The organism is Paenibacillus oleatilyticus, assembly GCF_018998565.1.
GTDB lineage: Bacteria > Bacillota > Bacilli > Paenibacillales > NBRC-103111 > Paenibacillus_G > Paenibacillus_G oleatilyticus.
On sequence record NZ_JAHNZO010000042.1, the window covers coordinates 1 to 22,979 of the forward strand.

Annotated in this window: 23 protein-coding genes; 9 read left to right on the forward strand and 14 right to left on the reverse strand. The window is 54.4% G+C overall.

Annotation, left to right across the window (positions count from 1 at the left end; all coding sequences use genetic code 11):
- Window positions 1–181: 181 nt before the first annotated feature.
- From KQX66_RS33320 to KQX66_RS33340, 5 genes are all read right to left on the reverse strand, one after another.
- Window positions 182–1,282 (reverse strand): efflux RND transporter periplasmic adaptor subunit, encoded by a 1,101-nt coding sequence (locus KQX66_RS33320; RefSeq protein WP_216797859.1) that lies wholly within the window; start codon window positions 1,280–1,282, stop codon window positions 182–184.
- Between the two features lie 21 nt (window positions 1,283–1,303).
- Window positions 1,304–2,695 carry an ABC transporter permease gene (locus KQX66_RS33325; RefSeq protein ID WP_216797861.1) on the reverse strand — a complete coding sequence of 464 codons (1,392 nt, stop codon included), beginning with the start codon at window positions 2,693–2,695 and terminating at the stop codon, window positions 1,304–1,306.
- A complete protein-coding gene (locus KQX66_RS33330; RefSeq protein ID WP_216797863.1) occupies window positions 2,692–3,384 on the reverse strand; it encodes an ABC transporter ATP-binding protein in 693 nt (230 codons plus the stop codon). The genes KQX66_RS33325 and KQX66_RS33330 overlap by 4 nt, the downstream gene beginning before the upstream one ends.
- 165 nt (window positions 3,385–3,549) lie before the next feature.
- Window positions 3,550–4,740, reverse strand: a complete 1,191-nt coding sequence (locus tag KQX66_RS33335; protein ID WP_216797864.1) for an MFS transporter — start codon at window positions 4,738–4,740, stop codon at window positions 3,550–3,552.
- Window positions 4,737–6,101 (reverse strand): multi antimicrobial extrusion protein MatE, encoded by a 1,365-nt coding sequence (locus KQX66_RS33340; RefSeq protein WP_216797865.1) that lies wholly within the window; start codon window positions 6,099–6,101, stop codon window positions 4,737–4,739. The genes KQX66_RS33335 and KQX66_RS33340 overlap by 4 nt, the downstream gene beginning before the upstream one ends.
- 184 nt (window positions 6,102–6,285) lie before the next feature.
- Here KQX66_RS33340 and KQX66_RS33345 point away from each other — a divergent pair, with 184 nt between their 5' ends.
- The 4 genes from KQX66_RS33345 to pfkA all read left to right on the forward strand — a co-directional run bounded on the left by KQX66_RS33345 (window position 6,286) and on the right by pfkA (window position 9,380).
- Window positions 6,286–6,603, forward strand: a complete 318-nt coding sequence (locus KQX66_RS33345) for a hypothetical protein (protein ID WP_216797866.1) — start codon at window positions 6,286–6,288, stop codon at window positions 6,601–6,603.
- Between the two features lie 94 nt (window positions 6,604–6,697).
- Window positions 6,698–7,303, forward strand: a complete 606-nt coding sequence (locus KQX66_RS33350) for a hypothetical protein (RefSeq protein ID WP_216797868.1) — start codon at window positions 6,698–6,700, stop codon at window positions 7,301–7,303.
- Window positions 7,304–7,340: 37 nt separating this feature from the next.
- Window positions 7,341–8,366 carry a tetraprenyl-beta-curcumene synthase family protein gene (locus tag KQX66_RS33355; RefSeq protein ID WP_193394549.1) on the forward strand — a complete coding sequence of 342 codons (1,026 nt, stop codon included), beginning with the start codon at window positions 7,341–7,343 and terminating at the stop codon, window positions 8,364–8,366.
- Window positions 8,367–8,414: 48 nt separating this feature from the next.
- Window positions 8,415–9,380: a 6-phosphofructokinase gene (gene pfkA / locus KQX66_RS33360; RefSeq protein WP_216797881.1), complete on the forward strand. Its 966-nt coding sequence runs from the start codon at window positions 8,415–8,417 to the stop codon at window positions 9,378–9,380.
- A 56-nt stretch (window positions 9,381–9,436) separates the two neighbouring features.
- Here the strand turns inward: pfkA and KQX66_RS33365 are convergent, their stop codons facing one another.
- The gene (locus KQX66_RS33365) at window positions 9,437–9,889 is read right to left on the reverse strand and encodes a peroxiredoxin (protein ID WP_216797882.1); all 453 of its coding nucleotides are present in this window, start codon (window positions 9,887–9,889) and stop codon (window positions 9,437–9,439) included.
- Window positions 9,890–9,979: 90 nt separating this feature from the next.
- Complete coding sequence (locus tag KQX66_RS33370; protein WP_216797883.1) at window positions 9,980–11,011, reverse strand: DUF4855 domain-containing protein; 1,032 nt, start codon at window positions 11,009–11,011, stop codon at window positions 9,980–9,982.
- 331 nt (window positions 11,012–11,342) lie between these two features.
- On the opposite strand from KQX66_RS33370, the gene KQX66_RS33375 reads away from it, so the two are divergent.
- Together KQX66_RS33375 and KQX66_RS33380 are read left to right on the forward strand one after the other, a co-directional pair.
- Window positions 11,343–11,876 carry an NADPH-dependent FMN reductase gene (locus tag KQX66_RS33375; protein WP_216797884.1) on the forward strand — a complete coding sequence of 178 codons (534 nt, stop codon included), beginning with the start codon at window positions 11,343–11,345 and terminating at the stop codon, window positions 11,874–11,876.
- A 28-nt stretch (window positions 11,877–11,904) separates the two neighbouring features.
- Window positions 11,905–12,612: a uracil-DNA glycosylase gene (locus KQX66_RS33380; RefSeq protein ID WP_216797885.1), complete on the forward strand. Its 708-nt coding sequence runs from the start codon at window positions 11,905–11,907 to the stop codon at window positions 12,610–12,612.
- Between the two features lie 80 nt (window positions 12,613–12,692).
- Here KQX66_RS33380 and KQX66_RS33385 read toward each other — a convergent pair whose 3' ends face one another.
- Entirely contained in the window at window positions 12,693–13,871 is a 1,179-nt protein-coding gene (locus KQX66_RS33385; protein ID WP_216797886.1) for a putative glycoside hydrolase, read from the reverse strand.
- Between the two features lie 114 nt (window positions 13,872–13,985).
- Here KQX66_RS33385 and KQX66_RS33390 point away from each other — a divergent pair, with 114 nt between their 5' ends.
- Window positions 13,986–15,143, forward strand: a complete 1,158-nt coding sequence (locus KQX66_RS33390) for an MFS transporter (protein ID WP_216797887.1) — start codon at window positions 13,986–13,988, stop codon at window positions 15,141–15,143.
- Window positions 15,144–15,171: 28 nt separating this feature from the next.
- Here KQX66_RS33390 and tatA read toward each other — a convergent pair whose 3' ends face one another.
- Both tatA and KQX66_RS33400 read right to left on the reverse strand, forming a co-directional pair.
- A complete protein-coding gene (gene tatA, locus KQX66_RS33395) occupies window positions 15,172–15,420 on the reverse strand; it encodes a twin-arginine translocase TatA/TatE family subunit (RefSeq protein ID WP_054973572.1) in 249 nt (82 codons plus the stop codon).
- A gap of 126 nt (window positions 15,421–15,546) precedes the next feature.
- Window positions 15,547–17,346, reverse strand: coding sequence for an alpha-L-fucosidase (locus KQX66_RS33400; RefSeq protein ID WP_216797888.1), 1,800 nt, complete (start codon window positions 17,344–17,346; stop codon window positions 15,547–15,549).
- 157 nt (window positions 17,347–17,503) lie between these two features.
- On the opposite strand from KQX66_RS33400, the gene KQX66_RS33405 reads away from it, so the two are divergent.
- On the forward strand, window positions 17,504–18,367 hold the full coding sequence (locus KQX66_RS33405) for an AraC family transcriptional regulator (protein WP_216797889.1): 864 nt from the start codon (window positions 17,504–17,506) through the stop codon (window positions 18,365–18,367).
- 81 nt (window positions 18,368–18,448) lie between these two features.
- Here KQX66_RS33405 and KQX66_RS33410 read toward each other — a convergent pair whose 3' ends face one another.
- From KQX66_RS33410 to KQX66_RS33425, 4 genes are all read right to left on the reverse strand, one after another.
- On the reverse strand, window positions 18,449–18,643 hold the full coding sequence (locus tag KQX66_RS33410; RefSeq protein WP_036680096.1) for a hypothetical protein: 195 nt from the start codon (window positions 18,641–18,643) through the stop codon (window positions 18,449–18,451).
- A gap of 130 nt (window positions 18,644–18,773) precedes the next feature.
- Window positions 18,774–19,628, reverse strand: coding sequence for a YitT family protein (locus tag KQX66_RS33415; RefSeq protein WP_216797890.1), 855 nt, complete (start codon window positions 19,626–19,628; stop codon window positions 18,774–18,776).
- 106 nt (window positions 19,629–19,734) lie between these two features.
- Entirely contained in the window at window positions 19,735–20,523 is a 789-nt protein-coding gene (locus KQX66_RS33420; RefSeq protein WP_216797891.1) for a DUF4247 domain-containing protein, read from the reverse strand.
- A gap of 60 nt (window positions 20,524–20,583) precedes the next feature.
- Window positions 20,584–21,117, reverse strand: coding sequence for a DUF4178 domain-containing protein (locus KQX66_RS33425; protein ID WP_216797892.1), 534 nt, complete (start codon window positions 21,115–21,117; stop codon window positions 20,584–20,586).
- A 261-nt stretch (window positions 21,118–21,378) separates the two neighbouring features.
- On the opposite strand from KQX66_RS33425, the gene cshA reads away from it, so the two are divergent.
- The gene (gene cshA, locus KQX66_RS33430) at window positions 21,379–22,956 is read left to right on the forward strand and encodes a degradosome RNA helicase CshA (RefSeq protein ID WP_216797893.1); all 1,578 of its coding nucleotides are present in this window, start codon (window positions 21,379–21,381) and stop codon (window positions 22,954–22,956) included.
- Window positions 22,957–22,979 lie beyond the last annotated feature (23 nt).

Consider the following 22,979-nt stretch of genomic DNA (forward strand, 5'->3'; position numbering starts at 1 on the left):
GGGGACCCCGGGTCCTCGGGAAATTTGATTAGAAGCCGCTTAGAGCGGACATTTCCCGAAGACAAAGGCGGCCGCTACCGCTTCTCCAGCGGATACCCCACCTCCGTTTGCATCTCTATTTTCGTAAAAGCCCACTTTCTCAACACTTTGACCGTACCCGAAGGTACGGTTGGGGGGGGAATTATTGAAGCACGACGGATTCGCCTTCATTCAGCCCGCTCAGCACTTCCGTCTTTTCCGGCGTCTCCAGGCCGATTTTGACGATGCGTTTCTCCAAGCTGCCGTCAGCGGCTTCGACCATGACGTAGTAGTCATTTTTATCCCGATTAATCGTCAGCGTCGGCACGACCAGCGCGCCGCTTTTCTTATCCGTTTGGATCGAGGCGGTCAAGCTGAGTCCGGCAATCAGCCGTTCGTTCGGCTCCAGGGAAATCGTAACCTCGAACTGGGCGGCCGTCGTGTTCGAGGACTCGCTGCTGCTGCCGGTGCCGGCCTTGGCGAATTTGGACAAACGCTCGACCTTACCCTTCAGCTTGACGTCCTTCAGCGCGTCGACGCGCACCTCGACATCCATGCCTTCCTTGATGCGGAACAAGTCGTATTCGCCGACATTGCAAATTAGCTGCAGCTTCGTCAGATCGACGATTTTGCCGATCCGCTCGTTATCTTTCACTGACTTCGGCTCCTTGGTGCCCTCGAACAGGAAAATGCCGTTTTCCGGCGCCGCAAAGCCGGCGGCTTGCAGCTTCTTCGTTTTCTCCGCAAGCTGCGTACGGGTATGCTCAAGGTTCACTTGCGTAATCTCGTTTTGCATTTTGCGGCTTTCCGACGCGGCAAAGCGCTTTTTGGCGTCCGTTTCGGTAATGCCCTCGGTGTCCGCATCGGCGATGCCGGTTTTTTCCTGAAATTGATTCAACCGTATGTCCATTTCCTGCTTCTTGGCATTCGCTTGAAGCTGGGCGATTTCGTTGCGGAGCTCCGTGTCGTCAAGCCGGAACAGCACGTCGCCTTTGGCCACTTGAGAGCCGTCCTTGACGGACCACGCCGCGACGTAGGCGCCGAACGGAGCGTTGATGTACGTCTCCTTCTGGTAGGAAGACTTTCCTTTCACTTCGACAATGTTGGTCAAATCCTCACGAGCGGCTTTGAATTTCAATGCGTTCGTTGTTTGCGAAACCGCCGGACGGGACGCATTCTGCGGCCGGCTTTGCCAATATAACAGCCCCGTAATGCCGATGACAAGCACCGCGCCTACGGCGGCGAACCATGTTCTTTTTTTCATAGCTGCATAACTCCTAAACTGTTAGTCTCGTTTGATGGCGGTCAGCGCATCCGTGCGCGACGCTTTGATGGCCGGATAAATGCCGGACAGTACGCCGGTCATGATGGCGAAGAACAGACCGACCGGCAGGATCCAGGGACTAATAAATAAAATTTCCGCCTGAGATCCCGCTCTTGGAGGTGTAAACTGCATGATGGCGATATTGATCCCCCAAATGACCCAATACGACACCAAAATGCCCACCAGGCCCCCGAGCAGCCCGAGCAGCGCCGATTCGACCATAAACATGTTGCGGATTTGGCTTAGATTGGCGCCCAGCACTTTCATGATGCCGATTTGCCGTCTGCGCTGATAGGTCGACATCGTCATGGCGACGATGATCGAGATCGAGGCGACGAATAAAATAAAGACCCCGGCGCCGCCGAAGATCAGCCGGACGATGAGCAGCTCGTTCTGCATGCTTTCCTCGCGGTGAAGATTCGTCTGCACGGTGAGCTTCAGCTTCTTGAGCAGCGATTCCAGCTCTTTGACATGGGCGCTGCTGTCCACCTTAATTTTGACCTCGTTATACTCGGCCGTCTGCGAGGAGTTCTTATCTTCCTTGACCTTGCCGCCATTCATTTGAATGATCGCTTCCTGAAGCCGCTTGCCGAGTGCCGGCGATACGAACGCCGTCTTCTGATGAATCAGCATATCGTCGGGAACGCCCTCCGGCTTCTTGAGGATGCCGACGACCCGGACGGGAATTTGGATGTCCACCGTTTCCCCGACATCGTTCGAGCGGAAAATTTGCGGCTTCAGCACGATTTGCTTCTGATATACGGGATACGCGATATATCGCTGTTCCCGCCAAGCATTCCGGGCATCGCGTTCGCTCATGCTCTGAAGCTGCTGCTGGCGGGCTTTGGAGATTTGGCTGTCGAACAGCCCCATCGTCGCCCCGTAGCTTAAAATAATCGTATTTTCCTGCTCCGAAGGCCCGCCTTGCTGCAGTTCATAGCCGAAAGCGGGCAGCGTGTCCAGCTCGGTGGCGAAGATTTGGTCGATATAGCCTTTTTTGCTGTCCACTTCAAATTCGAACTGGTTTAATGTCCGGTATGTAGCCAGTGCCTTAATATATGGGAATGTGCGCATCATGCCGATCTTGGCTTTCGTAAGCTCGTAAGGCTTCGCGCTGTTCGGATCGTTCGGATCGGCTCCTTCGGCGCGGCCGCCGCTGGTTACCGTAATCTCGTCCGATTTCAGGTATAGGCTCATCTGCGTCCGGCTGTATTGGTTGATCGACTCTCCGAAGGAGAGGGCGACCACGATGGAAGCCGAGCCGATGGCAATGCCCATCGTACACAACAGGGTGACGACGACGCGCCGTTTGAGCTGATCCCAGCCGAGCTTAAAATAATCGAGCAGCTTCATTCGGCGTCACCTGCCCATGCGCCATCTTCGACCAAATACCCGTCGCGCAGTTGAATGACCCTCCGGGTTCGCTTCGCGACCTCCAGCTCGTGGGTAACGATAACGAAGGTGATGCCGAGCGTCCGGTTCAATTCGATCAGCAGATCGATAATTTCTTTCTCCGTCTTCGTATCGAGGTTCCCGGTCGGCTCGTCCGCGAACACAATAGCCGGTTGCGTAATGAGCGAACGGGCGATACTGACCCGCTGCTGCTGACCGCCGGACAGCTGCGAGGGGAACATCTCAGTCTTTTCCCCGAGGCCGACCTTGGTGAGCAGCGACACGGCTTGCTCCCGGCGATGCTTGCCGCGCAGGCCTTGAAAAACAAGCGGCAGCTCGACGTTCTCGCGGACGGTCAAGTGCGGAATCAATTCGTACGATTGAAAAATAAAGCCGATATGTGTCCGGCGGAATTCCGCAAGCTGGTTCTCGCTCATTTTCTCGATCGCCCGGCCGCTGATCAGGATGCTACCGGACGTCGGCTTCATCAAGCCGGCCATCAGGTTCAGCAGCGTTGACTTTCCCGAGCCGGAGCTGCCGAGCAGGGCGACCATTTCTCCTTTGTCCACCCGGAAGTTAATTTCGTGCAGGACAGGCGTGTTCTCGCTGCCGCTGCGAAAGCTGTGTGACAAATGTTCTACCGCAAGCACATAACCCCTCCGTTGTTGAATTTTTCTCATTCAGTATAGACGACCGTTCCATTCAGAAGTGGAAAAAGAGGAAAAGTTAAGAAAACTTTAAGAGTCGCGGGCAAAAAAAAGCCGCCGGAACGTCCGCTTGGTAATAGACGTTTGCCACGGCGGCCAGTCCTGCAGCTATTGCAATGAATCTTGCTGTGCCCCTGCCGCAACGTTTTTCGCTTTGGCGTACAGGGCAAGAAATCCGAGCATGGCGACGAACGAGAGTACGGAGCCGACCGCATACATGGCATGTGGGCTCCAGCTATTGAACACCCAACCGCCGATCGTGCCGCTGAGCAGCCCGGCCAGCCCGGACCAAGTAATCGCGAACACCGCCTGGCCGCTGGCCCGAAAATGATCGGGGACCACGCTCTGAATATACCGGATGGTCGTAAACAAAAACACGCCGAACGTGATCGAATGCATCATCTGAATGGCAATGACCCACATCGGGTTATCCACCAGGCTCATGAGCAGGAAACGTACGGCATAAGCCAGACAGCAGAGCGCCAGCAGCGGCAGCTCCTTCAGCTTGTGCCCGTATTTGCTGAGCAGGAAGAACACCGGAATTTCGCTGAGCGCCGACATCATCCACGACCAGCCGACGACGGATTGGTCTCCGCCGAGCCGCTGCAAGAACAGCGCGAGGAAGCCGTCATTCATCCGGTGGGCGATGGACACCGTCAGTACCGTAAGCAGGAACGCGAGAAACGACCGGGAGCCAACGATCGGGAGAAGCCCGGAAAAGTCCGGCTTTTTCACGTTGGCGTCCCGCGTATCCGTAAGCAGGAACGACAGCAGTAGGGAGCAGGCAATCGTGCCGAGGCACAGCGCCACGGTCAGACCCGCACCGTAGCTTTTGAGCAGCTGGCCGAACACGAGGGCGGCGAAGGCGAAGCCGATCGAGCCCCATACGCGGAAGGACGCGTAGCTTTTGCCGTTGCGGCTCACCGTAAGCAGAATCAAGCTGTCGGTCAGCGAGGTCGTCGGCGACTGGAAAAAGAAGAAGGCGGCCATCAACACCATCAGAAGCCCGAACGTATCGGTGTGGAACGTCCAGGCTGCCATCAGCAGCTGCCCGATAAAAATGACGTTCAAAATCTTTTTCACGCTGCGGACCTTGTCGCTGGCCAAACCCCAAAATAAGTTTGAGAAGATGCCGATCATCGGGCCGACCGAATACAAAAGTCCGATTTGCAGCGTGGAAAAGCCTTTCGATTGGAAGTATAAAGGAAAGAATGACGTGATCACGGCCATCGTCATGTAATACGTAAACGTAAAGCTGCGCAGCACGACCTCGTTGCGCGGAGGTTTGGACATACTCATACGCTTTCACTCGATTCGTTAGGTTTTCGGTTCGCAGCCGGCAGCGGCTTTGGAATGGCATGGTCCGCCCGCAGAGCCGAGCGCAGCACGGCCCAGACGACCGCCGCTTCCGCCGCGACGCCGAACGATTGGGCCAGGGCGCCGATCATGCCGTTCCAGCCCGGAGTCCGGGCGACGCACAGCACAAGAACCAGCAGCGTAACGCACACGTTTGCGGCCTGAGACCAGACCATCACCTTGGTCTGACTGCGCAGCATCAGCAGCCCGTTGCCGAAATCGAGCCACGGGAACACGAGCGTCATCAGCATAAAGACGCGGAGCGTCGACAGGCTTGCCAGCATCAAGCGCTCGTTAACACCCATCACGTGCTGCATGAACCACGGGCCGGCCGGCGTATAAGCGAGCAAGGCGATCAGTAGGCTCGGGATGAGCGAGAACAGCAGGGTGAAGCGGACCACGGAAGCCGCATCCTTGCGGTAAAAGTTCAGCACAATCTGATGTATGTACGAGAAAAAGCTTTGCACCAGGTTCGTGAGGCTGGCGGCGATCGCAAACGAGGCGATGGCGAGCTTCAAGTCCGTCGTTTTTCCGAGAAAGGCGTTGATCGCCGGTCCCGAAATGACCGCGATAACCGATGAGAACAGCAGCGGCCGGTAAAACCGGAACACCTGCGAAGGCTTCTCGATCGGATGGTCCGGCTGCTTCTCCGGAATTTCGTCTTTTAACAAAGCCCTGCCTTCCCAGAAGCTCACGGCGGCTTCGATGACCATGCCCGTCAGGAAGATGACTGCGCCGACCGTTCCGCTGGTGACGCCCGTCCGTATAAAATAAAGCGAGAGCGCATACATTCCGGCAAGCCGGATCGCCATGCCGATCGTCAGCCATTTGGTCCGCATATTGTAAATAATAACGCCGTGAAACATGCAGCGGATTCCCGAAAAAATGCTGACGAACATCAAGACGCGGTACACCTCCACCATCGGCTCGACCATCGCGGCGTCGACCCCGAACAAACGCAAAAACACCCACGGTCCGACGGGGGTGTAGCTGATGAATGCGCCGATGAGGAAGATGGCCCCGAGAACATAAAGGCTGACCGCTGTCAAAGCGCGGAACGAGAGGCGGTCGCGCACCAAAGCGGAGCACGTCTGCCGCAGCAGCACCGCCGGTCTCTCGGTAATGCCCAGAATGCTCATCGGCAGGGCGTAGCTTGCGATGACAATCTCGGGAGAGGCCGCGCGCGCCAGCGTGCTGTTAATGATGACATGGGAGATCGTTACAAGGCTCGCCGACATTCCGAGGGGAACAAAGAAGGCAAGCAGCTGCCGAAACGTAATGCGGGTTTGCCCCAGATCGTTCATGTTGACTTCCCTCTTTTCACATGCCAAACATTATAACATGGATAGGGGAGTCAAGGGAGAAAAATTTACGTACCTACTGGAAGCGGCTCATCGTTCGTGATACATTTATATAGATAAAACGGATCGATCAAACGGTGCGTCCCTTTTGCATAATCGAGAAAAGGTGAGAAAGGTGGAAACGGAGATGACATACGCGTTTGAACTCGACGAACGTCTCGGCATTCCGCTGCCCCGTCTTGAACAGGACTTTGAAGACTACAGCCAGCAGGAACAAGCGGAGATGCTTCTGCGCTGGGAAGAAATCCGCGGCGGCATTCCCGATCGGATCAAGCAATTGGAACGGGTCATCATCGCGAAGCAGGAGCAGCTCAATGTGGAAGAGCATTTTCCGACGTCCTGCCGCTTAAACAGCGAAATCGCCGATCTGGCCAGCACGATCAACGAGCTGCACTTATGGTTTCGGGTTCATCAGGACATGCCGGATCGTGCGGTTCATCACTGATGGCGCGGCCCATTACCGAATATAATGGGGGGAACCCCGATGCATGCAAAGAGCTATGGATTGGCAACACGCTACGCAGAAGGAGGTTGTAAGCTTGAGTTGGACCGATAGTCTAAACAGACTCGCAGCGCAGCTGACGTCGCATAAACCTTCGCTGTATCCCGACGAAGAGCTCGACGACTTGGCCGATATCAAGATCGGAAAGCTGTCGCTGGACGCCTTCGAAGGGGAACGGAAAGCCTATGCGCTCACGGTAAAAGCGGGGCTGCATTTGTTTAACGAGAGCCTGGAGAAGTCGCATGCGCTATCCCAGGAAATTCATAATCCCGCCGGCAGCTACTGGCACGGAATCATGCACCGGATGGAAGGCGATTATCCTAACGCCGCCTATTGGTTTCGCATGGCGCGCAGCCTGCCGATTTATGCGGAGCTCGCCGAGCGGGCCTACGGTTACGTGCGGACGGCAGACCTGCAGGGCATTAATAATACGGCGTACAGGGAACGGCTGGAGGAGTGGGCATCCGGGTCCGGTTGGGATCCCTGCGCGTTTAACGAGCTGGTCGAGCGGCACGTCACCCGGATACGGGACGAGCAGGCTGAGGAGCTCTTGAAGCATATCCAATGGCTTGAGATGCGCCTGCTTCTCGAATACGGCTATGTCCAAAGCGGAGGCGGAGGAACGTTGCTTGAGTCGCCGTAATTCGTCAGCCGATGTGCCCCAACGCCCGATTGGACTTATGCTGCGCGTGTATCGCTATGCGCTGCCGGAGGTGCGGGAGCAGCTTCGCCACTGGCGGGAGAAAGCCGAAGCGATGCCCGATCCCGAGCTCCGAAAGCAGGCGATCGCCAGCATGACCAGCAAGCAGTTCCACTGCGAAGGCGGCTCGGTCTACGCCGTCGCGAATCTGCCCATGCGCCATGTGCTTATTCCCCTGATCGTCGCTTTCCAGACGATCAGCGATTATTTGGATAACTTGTGCGACCGGAGCACTTCGCTCGATCCCGAAGATTTTCGGCGTCTGCATCAATCGATGCTCGATGCGGTCGATCCGGCGGAGCCGCTGCACGATTATTACGAATTCCGGGAAGAGAAGGACGACGCTGGTTATTTGAACGAGCTGGTCAAGACATGTCAAGCCAGCCTCCGGCTGTTGCCCTCTTATCCGCTTGCAGCGGATTCGGTGCGCGAGCTTGTCGGTCTGTACTGCGATCTGCAGGTGTATAAGCACATTCACAGGGAGCTGCGCGAGGATGCGCTGCTGTCTTGGTGGGAGAAGCACCGGGGACGGTTTCCGGCGGTGGCGTGGAATGAATTTGCCGCCGCTACGGGATCGACGCTTGGCGTTTTCATGTTGTTTTTGGCTGCTTCCGATCCGAAGCTGCAGCCGGAAACGGTCCGGCAAATTCACGAGGCGTATTTTCCGTACATTTGCGGACTTCACATTTTGCTTGATTATTTGATAGACCAAGAGGAAGATCTGGCCGGCGGCGATCTTAATTTCTGCAGCTACTACGATAATATGGATCGGACCGTCGAACGCATCGCCTTCATTGTAGAGGAGGCGAAGAGCAAGTCGGAACAGCTCGAGCATCCGGGATTTCACCGGATGATTATCGAAGGACTGCTGGCGCTGTACTTGTCTGATCCTAAAGTCAGCAAGCAGCGGCAAGTGAAGACGATATCCCGGAAGTTGATGAAGGACAGTCCGCTGATGCGCTTGTTTTTCTTCATTAACAGTATTTGGATCCGCAAAACCTCTTGATTCTATATACAATTAAAGAGACAGTCAAGATGACGAGGAGGAACCACCATGTCTGTAAAAAAAATTGCGGTACTCACGAGCGGCGGCGATTCCCAGGGGATGAACGCGGCCGTTCGCGCCGTCGTGCGCAGCGGCTTGTATCACGGTCTTGAAGTATTCGCCGTGCAGCGCGGTTACTCGGGGCTGATCAACGACGACATCCGCGAGATGGACCTGCGGAGCGTCGGCGACATCATTCAGCGCGGCGGAACGATTCTGCAAACGGCACGCTGTAAGGAGTTCGTTACGCCGGAAGGGCAGCAGCTCGCTGCGGACAACCTGCGCAAGCGCGGAATCGACGGGCTCGTCGTCATCGGCGGGGACGGCTCTTATCAAGGCGCGAACAAGCTGAGCAAGCTCGGGATTAAAACGATGGGACTGCCGGGAACGATCGATAACGACATCCCGTTCACCGATTTCACCATCGGGTTTGATACGGCGGTCAGCATCGTTGTGGATGCGATCAATAAGATTCGGGATACGATGAGCTCTCATGAACGCTCGTCCATTGTCGAGGTCATGGGCCGCCACTGTGGAGATATCGCCCTCTATGCCGGCCTGGCCAGCGGAGCGGAGACGATTCTGGTGCCCGAGGTGCCGTACGATCTGGACGAAATCGCCAATCGCATGACGGAAAACTTCTCCCAAGGAAAGCGTCACAGTATCATTATCGTGGCCGAGGGCGTAGGCAAAGGGGAAAATATCTCGGCGGAAATTATGAAGCGCAACGGAATCGAGCCGCGGGTGACCGTGCTTGGACATATTCAGCGGGGCGGTACGCCTACGCACAACGACCGGATTCTGGCGAGCAGCCTCGGCGATTTCGCCGTACGCCGACTGATCGCAGGAGATTCCGGCAAGGCATGCGGAATGGTCAAAGGCGAGCTTGTTGCGACCGATATTGATAAAGTTGTGCATACCAAAAAACAATTCAATATGGAATTATACGAGCTTTCGAAACGGTTATCCCAATAAAAGCACAAAAAACATGCAGTCTTCCGTGGGCGGAAGGCTGCATGTTTTTTCATACGTTAGGACTTATTCCGAGTCTGGGCTAACACGGCCACAATTTCAGCGGTAGGACGGTTTCCTCTTGCCGCATACCGGATCGTGCCGTCCCGGCTGATGACATAGACGATGCGCTGCTGCCCAAGCAGACCGAATAACGTCTGGCCCACATCGTACAGCTGGCGGATCGTCTCTCCGGAATCGGTGACAAGCGGAAAATCGTAGCCGAACTTTTGCGAGAACTGCCGATGCTCCTCGAGCGAACCGGGATTGACGCCCAGCACCAGCGCATCATAATCGGCATACTGGGCTTTGGAATCTCGAACGGCGCAAAGCTGCTTCGTGCAGATGGGCGTGTTGTCCTTCGGATAAAAAATAAGCACGATCGGCCGTTTCCCCAAATGATCGGCTAGGCGGACCGTACCCTGCGTGCTTTCTGCGGCAAATGCCGGAGCCTTGGTTCCGATGGCAAGCAAAGACTTCCCCCTCCTATGATGACGAAGTACATTAGTTGTATTGTAGCGAATTGCTGCCGGAGGAACAAGGCATAGACATGCTCGCGGACGCTACAGTGAAGTATAAAACTCGACCATATGCTCCCAAAGCTGTTTTCCGGCGTATGACTTGTAGTTCATCTGCGTAGCGCTGCCCATGTAATAAGTAAACGGCTTATTGCTATGTTTGCGGAAGGTCGTTTCATATTCCTTGTATAAGTTATATCTATCGGACTTGCTTGCGTCACCGTCGATTTCCATGTCGACGCCGATGTTTGCGCTTCGGAGCTTGATATAACTATCGTTGGCAGGAATAATCGGCTTGCCGTCCGTGTAGCTCAAGTACCCGTTTGCTATGCTTTTGTCCACAACCAGCAGCGGTACTTTGTTTCCGTCAAAATAGTAATGCGGCTGAAGCAAAACGACATCGGCGATATTTTCGTTAATGACGTAAGCAAGGCGTTTCAATTGATCGTTATGAGGGGTGACATAAGGAGCCCATGCCACATTGAGGCTGCCGTTGTTTTTGGCCCATTGCTTGATCGACCTCATCGTTTTGACTACGGTGTTATCGTTCATGTTGCTTTGCAGCGTTTTGGTCCAGTTCGCTCCGGTATATTTCGTGCCGGTGTCGGGTCCGTCCAAATAAATGTTTTCGAAGTTGATATAGACACCTTTCACATACTTGTCCCAGTTGGCTTGTCCGATGGCCTTTTTAACTGCATCAAGAAATCCGGTGATGGAGTCATCGTATGTGTCTGCGCTGCTCTTCGAGTTTCGTGACGGGGTGGAGATCCAAAGCTTGGCTTGAGGATTGGCTGTGACGATTTTATTGGCCTGATTGGCGAAATCCGTTACATCCGCTGAAGCTGCCGTCGTTTTGGTCGTTACGATAAAGAAATGGTCCGCGCCTTTAGATAAATTGACAATATCCTCGGTCTTGTACTCCGGTTGGTTCGAGCCCGTATAGACCAATACGGATCTCATTTGCAGATTTGAGGAAGCCTGGGCTTCGGTAGTGAGCCCTGCTGCCCCGGCTAACAGGACGGAACAACCTAAAAGAGACAGACACCATGCTTTTGCCTTTTTCACAAATGAATTCATTGCTTTCCCTCCGTGATATCATGGTTTATATTTCCATATTATGCATTTTGTTTTGCTTCTTCAAATCTTTAATTTGTCTCTAATTCATTCTAATCGCGAAGCGCCATCGCTCCTTCGGCACTTGCTTCTTCCCGCCGATTTCGGTAGGATGGGGGAGCGGCCCATTTCATTGAAGTGGGAGACAACTGCGGTGTACATATATAAGCTGGAAGTCGAATTGCAGGAGCGGCCCGTCCGCGTTGTCATGAAAGCGAGCGCTCATAGGCGCAGGACTATGTCATTGAAAGCAAAGAGCAGTGAACATTATAGGAAGCAAAGGAGCAGTCAAACGATGAAAATTACGATTATTGCGGGAAGCAACCGTAAAGAGGCCACGAGCACGCAGCTGTGCCGATATATTGCGAAGCTGCTGGAAGAGAAGCAGTGTCAGGTTACGCTGTTCGATTTGTATGAGAAGCCGCTGCCGTTCTACAACGGGGACCTCGATCAGACGGATGCGAATATCGTTGAGCTGAGACAGCGTTTGTTGGAAGCCGACGGCATCGTGCTGGCGACGCCGGAATATCACGGGAGCGTGTCGGGCGTCCTGAAGAACGCGCTCGATTTTACCGGCTTCGATCACTTCGACGGCAAGGTGACACTGTCGGTCAGCTCGGCCGGGGGAGCCGTCGGCGTCAGCTCGCTGCAGCAGCTGCAGACGATCGTGCGCAACCTGCACGGCATCAACTGCCCGGAATGGATCTCCATCGGCGGAGCGCAGCGCAGCTTTACGCTGGAGGGCGAGCCTGAAGATGCGAAGACGCGGGAGCGCGTGCTGAAGACCGTCGGCTATTTCGCACAAATGATTTCGACGTTGCGGAAATAATCGGGAATGAAAGGGGAGTGGGATCGCCGTGGCGGCGATATTGCAAAATGACTGGGCTCCTTTGCTGGAAGACCAGTTTCAGGCGCCTTATTATCACCAACTGAGATCGTTTTTGAAGCAGGAGTATGCCACGCGTACGGTATACCCGGATATGCACGATATTTTCAATGCCCTTCATTATACTTCTTATGCGGATACCAAAGTGGTCATTCTCGGACAGGACCCGTATCATGGCCCGGGACAAGCTCACGGACTCAGTTTCTCGGTCAAGCCTGGAATCCCGGCACCGCCTTCGCTGCAAAATATTTTCAAGGAGCTGCAAAGCGACCTTGGCTGCTCGATCCCGGATAACGGCTGCCTGGTGCCATGGGCCGAGCAGGGCGTGCTGCTGCTGAACACGGTGCTTACCGTGCGGCAGGGCGAAGCGCATTCGCACAAAGGGCAAGGCTGGGAGACGTTCACCGACCGTGTCATTTCGTTGTTGAACGAGCGGGAGAAGCCGATCGTGTTCGTACTCTGGGGAAGCCCGGCCCAGCAAAAAATGCAATTGATTACCGAGCGGCGCCACTTCATCGTTCGGTCTGTTCATCCGAGCCCGCTATCGGCGCATCGCGGCTTTTTCGGCAGTCGGCCGTTCTCGCAGGTTAACGATTTTCTGCGGAGCATCGGCAGCGTGGAGATCGACTGGCAGCTCCCGAATCTGGGCGTGCAAAGCCGCAGCAGCGGCACGGCCTGATCTATTTTTACAAATGTAAAAGCCCGCTCCTTTCGATGTGGAAGGAAGCGGGCTTTTCGCTTATCTGGCAGACGAAGCTTTTACTTGTAATCGACATCCGGCGTGTACGTATTGACGGCGTTCCATAGCAGGAACTCTTCGGTGCCGTTATCTTTCAGCGCACGGATTTGCTCTTCGATCTCTTTTTTGCCGTAACGGACGTGACCGGGTACCCAGGTGGCGGTGAAATCTTGAATCCAAGGCCGGACGACCGGCTTCAGAGATTGCAGCGGGTCAAGCTTCTTGGCGGTATCCTTCATGGCCCCGTTGATCGTTACGTACGGCGCGGCATCCGGCACCTTGGCTCCGAACCAACCGTTCGAATAGTGGCTCGGATAAATCATCGGGCAGATGACGTCGACGTTCTGGGATATTTTCTGGAAGTCTTGGCCGATGCCTTCAGCAGCCGGTACGGAAGCGGCGTAGCCGAAGATATCAACCGATATCCGGACTCCCAAGGGGGTGAGCTGCTCCCGGGCGTACTTCACGAATTCGGCAACCGCTTCGATGCGGGAGCGCTCGTCTTTGTCGTACTTCAGTGTATCGGCCCGCTTCTCGAAGCCTTCCGGGAACCGGACGTAATCGAACTGGATTTCCTTGAAGCCCGCCTTGGCCGCTTCCTTCGCAATCGCAATGTTGTAGTCCCATACTTCTTTCTTGTACGGGTTCACGAAGCTGTCCGGCGGATTTTTGCCATTGCCCCAGAGGGAGCCGTCCGGGTTTACAAAAGACAGATCAGGCCGTTTTTTTGCCAGTACGGTATCTTTGAATACGACGATGCGGGCAATCGGGTATACCTTGTGCTCCTGCAGCGTGCTCATCAGCTTCGGCATGTCGGTAATAATTTTTTGCGTCGTGTCCATCGCATTCAGTTCGGGATTGCCGGTATCGTACGTTATGTACCCCCAGTCGTCCTTCAGGTCGATGACCATCGAATTCAACTCGGTATCGTCCATCAGCTTCAGCAGCGTATTCATACGTGAGCCGCCTGCGCTGTGCGCCGTGACGTAAATGCCTTTGACCTTCGGCGCATCTTTCTGCGGGTCCTTCTTGTCTACCGGAGTCAGCCGGTCGAACAGATTCCCGTCGGGGGAAGGCTGCTGGGCGACGGCAGTTTTGGAATCGATTGAAGCTTGGGCCACCTGCTCGAATGTCGCATCGGGATGATCGGCGCTGACGCCCCCCCAGGCCATGAGGAACGCGGCCAATAAAAGTTCCATGGATCAGTCTCTCCTTGCTAGTTTGATATCTATCATTATAATAAAAGAGTCGGTAATCCGATAGAGAGCTTTGATAGATTTTAAACGACACATCCAAAAAGGACCGATATCCGGATGAACAAACAAATCTGGACGCTGCGGGGACTAAACTTTTCCTACTATGCGACCACTGCCGTCCTCTTGCCGTTTCTGCCCATTTACTTCGAAGGAAAAGGCTACTCTTCCTCACAGATCGGACTGCTGATGATGATCGGGCCGTTTGTGACGATCTTCGCCCAGCCGATTTGGGGCTATTTGAGCGATCGTTACCAGACGCTAAAGCTGATTATCTTCGGGCTGTGGGTCATGACGGTATTGTCGAGCATCGGCATTTTCGAGACGAGCGGGTACACCCTCGCGCTGCTCTTTACGCTGCTGCTGTATTTTTTCATGCAATCGTCAGTGCCGCTGCTCGACACGGTGTCGATTAAATCCGCGCTGCAAGCGGGGAAAAGCTACGGTTCGATCCGGATGTGGGGATCGATGGGATTTACGCTGTTGGCGCTATCGTCCGGCTATGTATTGGACGCTTTAGGCGGGATGAACAGCATTCCTTATGTGTATTGGAGCATCTGGGTGCTGCCTTTCGTGCTGCTCGTATTTCTTAAGGACGAGAAAGGAACGGGGGAGCGCATTTCTCTCAAGGCGCTGGGCAGCTTGTTCGGAAACAAGCCGTTCTTGTGGTTTCTGCTGCTGGTCTTCATACTCATGGTGCCGCACCGGATGAATGACGGGCTGTTCGTCCTGTACTTGAAGGATTTGGGGGCCACGGATTCGATGGCCGGGTGGGCTTGGGCGCTTGCGGCCGGGGCGGAAATTCCGACCTTCGCGCTGCTCGGCCGCTATATGCACCGGTTTCACGAGCTGGCGCTGCTGGGGATCGTCGCGGTGCTGTACACGATCCGCTGGTTGTTATATGGCTGGGTATCGGACCCGTCGGTACTTATGTTATTACAAGCGACGCACTGTATGACGTTCGCCGCCTTTTGGATTGTTTCGGTGCAATATGTCGTCCGGCTCGTGCCGCAAGAGCTGCAATCTACGGGCCAGTCGATGCTGTCTATGGTGTTTCTGGGGCTTGCTGGTATTGCCGGCGGTTCGGTCGGAGGCTGGATCAAGGATGAATGGGGCGGCTCATACATGTATTACATGGGAGCGGGGATGGCTTGCATCGCATCGGTGCTGCTGCTCGGTACACATGCATATTACCGCAAAAAAAACCATCCGGCCTGATCGGACAGATGGTTTCGTCATAATGGAATTATTTATTCGCTGTCGGCTGAACGGGTTCGCTTGCCGACGAAGCCGCTGGAGCCGCCAATTCTTTTTTCGGGGCTTCGGGCTCCGGAGGATTATCGTCGGAACGGCCGCCGTTGCCTGACGTTGCATCTTTAAATTCGCGGAACATTTTGCCGAAACCGCGTCCGAGCTCCGGAAGCTTGTTCGGTCCGAACAAAAGCAGAGCGACGAGAGCGATCAAAATGATGTGCCAAGGGGATAATGCTCCCATAGTGTAAGTACACCTCCGAAATGGTATGATCTAATCATACCATTTATTTAATTGTACTATAACACATTTTTGTTACAAAAAGACAACGATTTTAGGATAGTCCTAAAAAAATTTTAAGAAGATAAATCAGGCCTCGAGTTTGTCAACGAAGGTAAGCCGCACTTCTTTCAAATTCATCAGCGTCGTGCCGGTTATCGCATCCGGCTTGACCGTTAGCGTATAGATGCCCGGCCCGGGAATGCGGACCGTTCCAAGCTCGGTGCTTCCGAAATCGTACCAGCCGCCCGTCGGCTGCACCGACCCTTGAAGCCGCTGGCCGCACAGCTCTACGCGATACGTTCCACCGGCTTCGCCTTCCGCCGCTCCGTAGACGATCGTAACCCGGCAGGCTCCAGGCGTCTCTGCGCGAAACGTCCACTCGATCGAATCGGTAGGATTGATCCAGTTCGTTACGACGTCGCGGTCTCTTTTGCCGGTATCGTAACGCAGTTCGCTACCTTGGATGTCGCCGTCGAAGGCGCCGAACCGGTTGACATAATCGCGTTCCAGCAGCCGTTTCACCGGATTGGCGTCAATCGCTCCTTCGAATTCGACAACGACTACGGTGACATTCGGGTCAAGCGGCTCGGCAGGCACCTCGATCAGCACATCTTCGCCGTTCAAGCGGCGATGGGCGAGCGGGCGCCGCTGCGGCTCGGCCAGCAGGTACGCGCTTAGAACGTCGTTGCGCAGCCCCGGAACGATCAGCTGCCCGCTCGCAGGCCATTCGAATACGTGCAGATAGAGGAGCCCGTCCTTTGTCGTGCAGCGCCCCCACTGAGGCTTGCCGATCGGGCTTCCGGTCGTACCATACACGCTCTCGCCGTTCGTTTTCATCCATTGTCCGATTTCCCGCAAAATATGCTTTGACGGTTCGTCGAATTCGCCTTCCGGTGTCGGACCTACGTTCAGCAAATAGTTGCCGTTCAAGCTGAACACGTCGCTCATGTTGTGGAGAATGCTGGTAGCGGATTTCCAGTTGTGATCCGTTTTCTTGTAGCCCCATGAATCATTCATCGTGTGGATCGATTCCCAGTCGTTGCGGTTAATCCGGATGTGCAGCTGATTGTCGCCGGAATTGCCGTAATCTCCGAAGCCGTCCCGGCGCACGCGGCGGTTCACCAGACAATCCGGCTGCAGGCTGCGGACCGTATCGACAAATCTTTGGCCCTGCTCGTCGGTCACCTTATGCCCGCAATCGAACCATACGATGGCGACATCGCCGTAGCCGGTCAGCAGCTCCCGGACTTGCGGAAATGCCTTTTCCTCCAAATACCGCTCATACCGCGCAAATTTGTCCTCATCGTTCACCCACGATTCCAAAGAGTCCCATGCCCCGATATTGTTCGGATAGTCATGCGTGTTGCCCTGGGAATCGGGGTGATGCCAGTCCATCGAGTGGGAGTAATAGAAGCACAGCTTGATTCCTTCCTTGCGGCAGGCCTCGGCTAATTCCTTCATCGGGTCACGGCCGAAAGGGGAGCGCTTGACGATATTGAAATCGTCTGCGGCCGAATCGTACAAAGCAAAGCCATCGTGATGCTTCGCCGTGATCACGATATATTTCATACCGGCATTCTTGGCCGCACGCACCCAGGCCTCCGCATCGAAGCGGACCGGGTTGAACGATTCCGCGAGACGCTCGTATTCCTTCACCGGAATTTGCCCGCGCAGCATAATGTGCTCTCCGTAGGCACCCGGCACTGACCGGCCCTTCCAGACGCCGCCAAGCAGCGAATACAATCCCCAGTGGATGAACATCCCGAAGCGCGCCTCCCGCCACCAAGCCAGCCTGTGGTCCTGCAGCTCTTCCTGCAGCAAGGGCGGGTTCGTCTGGTCGGCCGCTTCCGCTTCCGCATTATCCATGTACATGTCCCGTTTGATCATCGAGAAGCCTCCATCCGTTCGCGGTTCGTCGCTACCGCGTTGCTTACTCCCATTGTACCCGGCATATGATATAATCCCTATGGATGCGGTTAACGCTTATTTGTACGAAATTAACCTTTTTGTCGAACCGTCAAGTTAAGCTCTTCGAGGTGCTGCGATGTCAAACAACGAACCGGATTTTTCGCTGCTCAGCCATTTGCTGACGGATATGAAGACGGAATTGCTCAATGCAAGACGGAGCAAATGCAATCCCGACTGGATTCAAAAGCCGTTCACCCCCGCGTACAGCAAAATTTATTACATCTGCGAAGGGGAAGGGCGGATGGCGGTCGGCGGGCAGGAGCTGTTTCCCCGGCCGGGGCAGCTCGTTTTTGCTCCGGCAGGGCTGGTGCAATCGTTCTCGGTTACCGATCCGGCCCGGACGTATACGATGTACTGGTGCCATTTTACGTCCGACTTGAATTGGACAGGGTTGTTTTCGTTGTTTAAGCTGCCCTATTGTTTGACGGCGCCGAAGCCCTCCGAAGCGATTGCCTTGTTCGAGAGGCTGGCGGACGAGCATAGCGCGAAGAAAGGACCGGCTAGGTCAATCCGGGTCGAGGCTGCGCTCCTCGGCGTCATTGCCTGCTATCTGGAGCAGGCGGTGTTGAGACAGGAGGAGCAGGCAGGGCTATCATTCCGTCACAGCAAGCTTGGCGAGGTGCTGGACTACATTGACGCGCACTTGGCCGAGGAGATGACGATTGCGGAGCTGGCCGACATCGTGCATCACCATCCGAATTATTTTGTGCGCTTCTTCAAGCGCCAGCTCGGGACGACGCCGATGACGTACATCTATGAGCGCCGGCTCGAAAAAGCGAAGCAGCTGATCGGTTCGACCGACATGACCATCGGCGAGGTGGCGCAGGCGACAGGCTTTCACGACCTGTTCCATCTATCCAAAAACTTCAAAAAATCGGTCGGCATCGCGCCCACGGAATACCGCAGCTTGTCCCGCGGTTTGCAATTGCCTTCCGAATAGGGGCATAACACAAGACCGCTCTTCCTGCCACCGTACGGCGGCCGAAGAGCGGTCTTATACATGTTATGACGCTTTACTCCTTCAATGAAGAAAGGCGTCCTTTTGATGTTCTGAAATGCTGTATTGAATAATTTCCATGGCATCCTCTGTTTCGAGAGCTTCCAGTCCGTTGCGCAGCACGATCTCCGATTCGAGCTCGCGTTTCTTGAGGAATGGATACAGCTCCGGCGTCAGTCTCATGACAATGGTTGCCAACTTTACGGTTTCCACAAGCATCACCCTTCCCGTCATCTGTTGTTTAGAGATCAGGACTTACGAGTAATTCAGGTTAAGCCTTGGAAAAATGGTATGAAATTACTCCTCAATTATAGCATATTTCTGAATGTCTATGTACCGGAAATTTTGCTTAATTGCCGGGTTCGTTCCGGTCGGAGCGGCGGAACAAGCCCATAACGCCTACGGTCTCGGTGATATTGACGAAAGCCTGCGGATCCCATTGGCGCACCAGGTTTTGCAGTTCGTTCAATTCGTAGCGTGTCGTTACCGTCATCAGCATATGCTGCGCTTCCTTCGTATATGCTCCTTCGGTATCGATGACCGTGACGCCGCGCTTGAGCTTCTGCATTTTTTTTAGGAGCAGATCCTTTTTCTTGGTGACGATGAAGACGGTTACTTTCAAGTGCCGGATATGAATCGTATCGATGACTTTGCCTGTAATGAACATGGACAGCATGGAGTACAGGGCCAGATCCCAGTTGTTTTTGAACAAGCCGAGCGCCACGATCACAATGCCGTTCAGACCGAACAGAGACGTGCCAAGCGAAAAATCCCGTTTGCGCGTGAGGATGGAAGCGATGATGTCAAAGCCGCCGGTCGATCCACCCACCCGCATCGAAATGCCGGTTCCAAGCCCGACCAGCACGCCTCCGGCAACGGAAGAGATGATTAAATCTTTGCTGACGGTCATTGTAGGGATCAGCTGCATGAACCAAGTGGTCAATACAACCGAGACGACGCTCAAAATAATAAATTTGCGCCCAAGCGTCAGCAGTCCCCAGATCAGCAGCGGCGCATTAAAGATAAGAAACAAGAGCGAAATATTCCAATCCGTAAAATAACCGACCAGCATGGATACGCCCGAAATGCCGCCGCTGAGCAATTGATGGGGAATCAAGAACAGGTTGAAGCTCGACGCGATCAGAGCCGCGCCGAGAAGACAGGCGATTAAAGAACCGGTCCAGGAACGTTGAAGCTGAAACATGAATGCACCTCCCGCATGCTTTTAGTATGAAGCGTTTTGATGGTTTTGAACCCCGAAAGCCGAAAAAGAGCCAAGCTTCCCTTGATTAAGGGAAAGCTTGGCGGTTTTATTTGCGCTTGAACGATCCGGAACGCGAGCTGGTGCTCGGTTTCGAGGAACCGGAGGAAGGCGTCTTATAAGTCGGTTTCGAGCCGTCGCTCTTTCTGGCCGAATCTCCTACGGACGAATTACTCTTCGGCGGTGTGCCGGTCTGTGGATTCGACGGTGTGGTACTTTGGGAATTGGACGGCGTCGTGGTCTGCGGATTCGACGGCGTCGTGCTAAAGCTTCCTTTACGGTCGGACGTCGAAGGTTGCGGCTTGGTCGTCGAGCCTGTCGAGCCGGCCGAACCCGGGTATGGGACGGATTGATACCTGCCGTAATCGTTATAACGTTTGCTTGACGTGTACCCCTTGTAATCGTAGCCCGAACCGCGGCTATTGTTGAACCATCCGCCGCCGAACAGGGATTGCAGCAGCGTTGCCGCAACATAGCCCTGAAGGAACGAGGAGCTATAGTTTTCTTTGGCGTATTGGATAGAATCGACCTCGACCAAGGTAGTTCCTTCGGTGTTCGGGTCCTTCTGTACGTTGACGATTTTATTGTCGTAGACCAGGAACATCCGTTCTTCCGAATCCTTGCTCATTTCGGTCGGCTTTTCCTTGTCTGCGATTTCTTTGGCGACGGTCGGAACGTCTTTTCCCGCGACGGAATATATTTTAGCCGTGCTTTTTCCTTGCCCTTGAACGTCAATTAACGAATAGTTGTCTTTAATGTAGTTGCCGGCGTCGCCGCAAGCGGCCAGCAACGTGAATACCAGCAGGATGGCAATCCATTTGGATAATTTGTTGATCATGCGGCGGTCACCTCCGTTTCAAGCTGTTTATAAATCCGATTAGGAAATGAGGACTAACGGTCATCGAGTGCCCTTCATAAATTTAATTTGTCCCGCCGGTGTCGGGGAGCCCTCCATGGCGACATACTTTCCGTCCTGCCATTGCAGGAAGAAGTAACGGTTCTCCGAACCGAAATAGCGCCAGAACATGACCTCGTCTCCTGCGCGGAAATCGGTGTTCCCTTCGACACGCACCGTATCCGTGCGGTTATGCTCCATATGGTACGTTACTTCGCCGCCAACGTCGAGCACGGACGGCACGTCGTTCGGATCGTCAAGCGAGCCTTCCACAAATTCGCATAAAAAACATTCGTACGTGCGCCCTTTTTCCACAAGCAGACATGATATATGCTTGCCGTTTTGCAGATAATATGCAAAGCGGTGCGGCGCAAACCCGCGGTCAAAATAAACGGCCTTCCCGGATACGACATATTCTTCAAGGTCTACGTTAAGAATATCGCCGACCATCGTTTCCTCCAGCGGATTCGTTGGCTTCACTTCCGGCTCCGGATTGTTGCTTTTAATAATTGAACCGACTCGTTTCCATATGGACATGGGCATTTCGCTCCTTTTCAAAATCGACGAATATAATTATTATATACGATATTCGGCGAATTTGGGTTTCAAGTTTGAACAATTCTGGAATATGGCATCAGGATATGGTATACTACTAAAGATATTCTTAAGTACGGCCTTGACTGTTCATATTGACACGGCTTGGAAGGTGTTTCATGAAGAGATTAAAAATAGAAGATAGGAGCGCACTTAAGGGTATAGACAAAAGAAGAACCCTAGAACAAAGGAGATTGAAATCATTTGAAAACTTTCAGTGAATTCGGCTTAGAGCCAAAGGTACTTCGCGCAATTACGGAAATGGGCTTCGAGGAGTCGACGCCGATCCAGGAAAAAGCCATTCCGGTAGCGATGGAGGGACGCGACCTTATCGGCCAAGCGCAAACGGGAACAGGGAAAACCGCGGCATTCGGTATTCCGCTCATTAACAAAATCGATATCAAAGAAGAGCGTATCGTCGCTTTGATCATGTGCCCCACACGTGAATTGGCAATCCAGGTAGCGGAAGAGATCGAGAAGCTGGGACGCTTCAAGGGCATTCGCTCCCTGCCGATTTACGGCGGTCAAGATATCGTAAAGCAAATTCGCGCGCTGCGTAAAAAGCCGCAAATCATCATCGGTACGCCGGGCCGTCTGCTCGACCACATCAACCGTAAAACCATTAAGCTGGACGATGTGCAAACCGTTATTTTGGACGAGGCTGATGAAATGCTCGACATGGGCTTCATGGAGGACATCCAATCGATCCTGAAGCTTGTGCCGGATGAGCGTCAAACGATGCTGTTCTCGGCGACGATGCCGATCAACATTCAGAAGCTGGCTCAGCAGTTTTTGAGCAATCCGGAGCACGTATCCGTCATTCCGAAGCAAGTTAGCGCGCCGCTGATCGATCAATCGTATATCGAGCTTCATGAGCGCCAGAAATTTGAAGCGCTCTGCCGCTTGATCGACATGGAAGCGCCGGACCTTGCGATCATCTTCGGCCGGACGAAGCGCCGGGTCGACGAGCTTTCCGAAGCACTGCAGAAGCGCGGCTATACCGCAGAAGGTCTGCATGGGGACTTGTCCCAAAATCAGCGTGACAACGTGATGCGCAAATTCCGCGACGGAAGCATCGACGTACTCGTTGCAACCGACGTAGCGGCTCGCGGTTTGGACGTATCGGGCGTTACCCACGTCATCAACTTCGACCTGCCGCAGGATCCGGAAAGCTATGTGCACCGGATCGGCCGTACCGGTCGTGCGGGCAAGGAAGGCGCAGCCTATACGTTCGTTACGCCGCGCGAGATCGACCACCTGCATTTTATCGAGAAAATTACGCGTCACAAAATTTCCCGCAAGCCGATGCCGAGCCTGGCGGAAGCCATCGAAGGCAAGCAAAAAATGACGGCAGAGCGCGTGCTGGAAGCGATGCAAAGCGACGACCACAATCAATTTAAAGGTCTTGCGATTTCCTTGCTGGAGCAGCACGATTCCGTACATCTTCTGGCTGCGGCGTTCAAGCTGCTTACCGGCGAGAAGAAAGATATCGAAATCGAATTGACACCGGAAGATCCGATCCGTGCGAAGAAAAGAAGACCGGACATCCGCAGCAACGGACGCAGACCGTCGGGTTCTTACGGTACGGCCGGCGGCGCGCGCCGCAACGATCGTCCTTACGGCGGCGACCGCGGCGGCTATCGTGGCGGTGACCGCAACCGTCGCGACGGCGGCGGATACCGTGACGGCGGACGCGACCGCGACCGCGGCCGTTCGGACCGTGACAATCGCGGAGGGTACTCCCGTTCCTCCAACCGCTCGAACGAAGAAACACTCGTGTAACGAACAAGAAGCAAGCGCGCCAA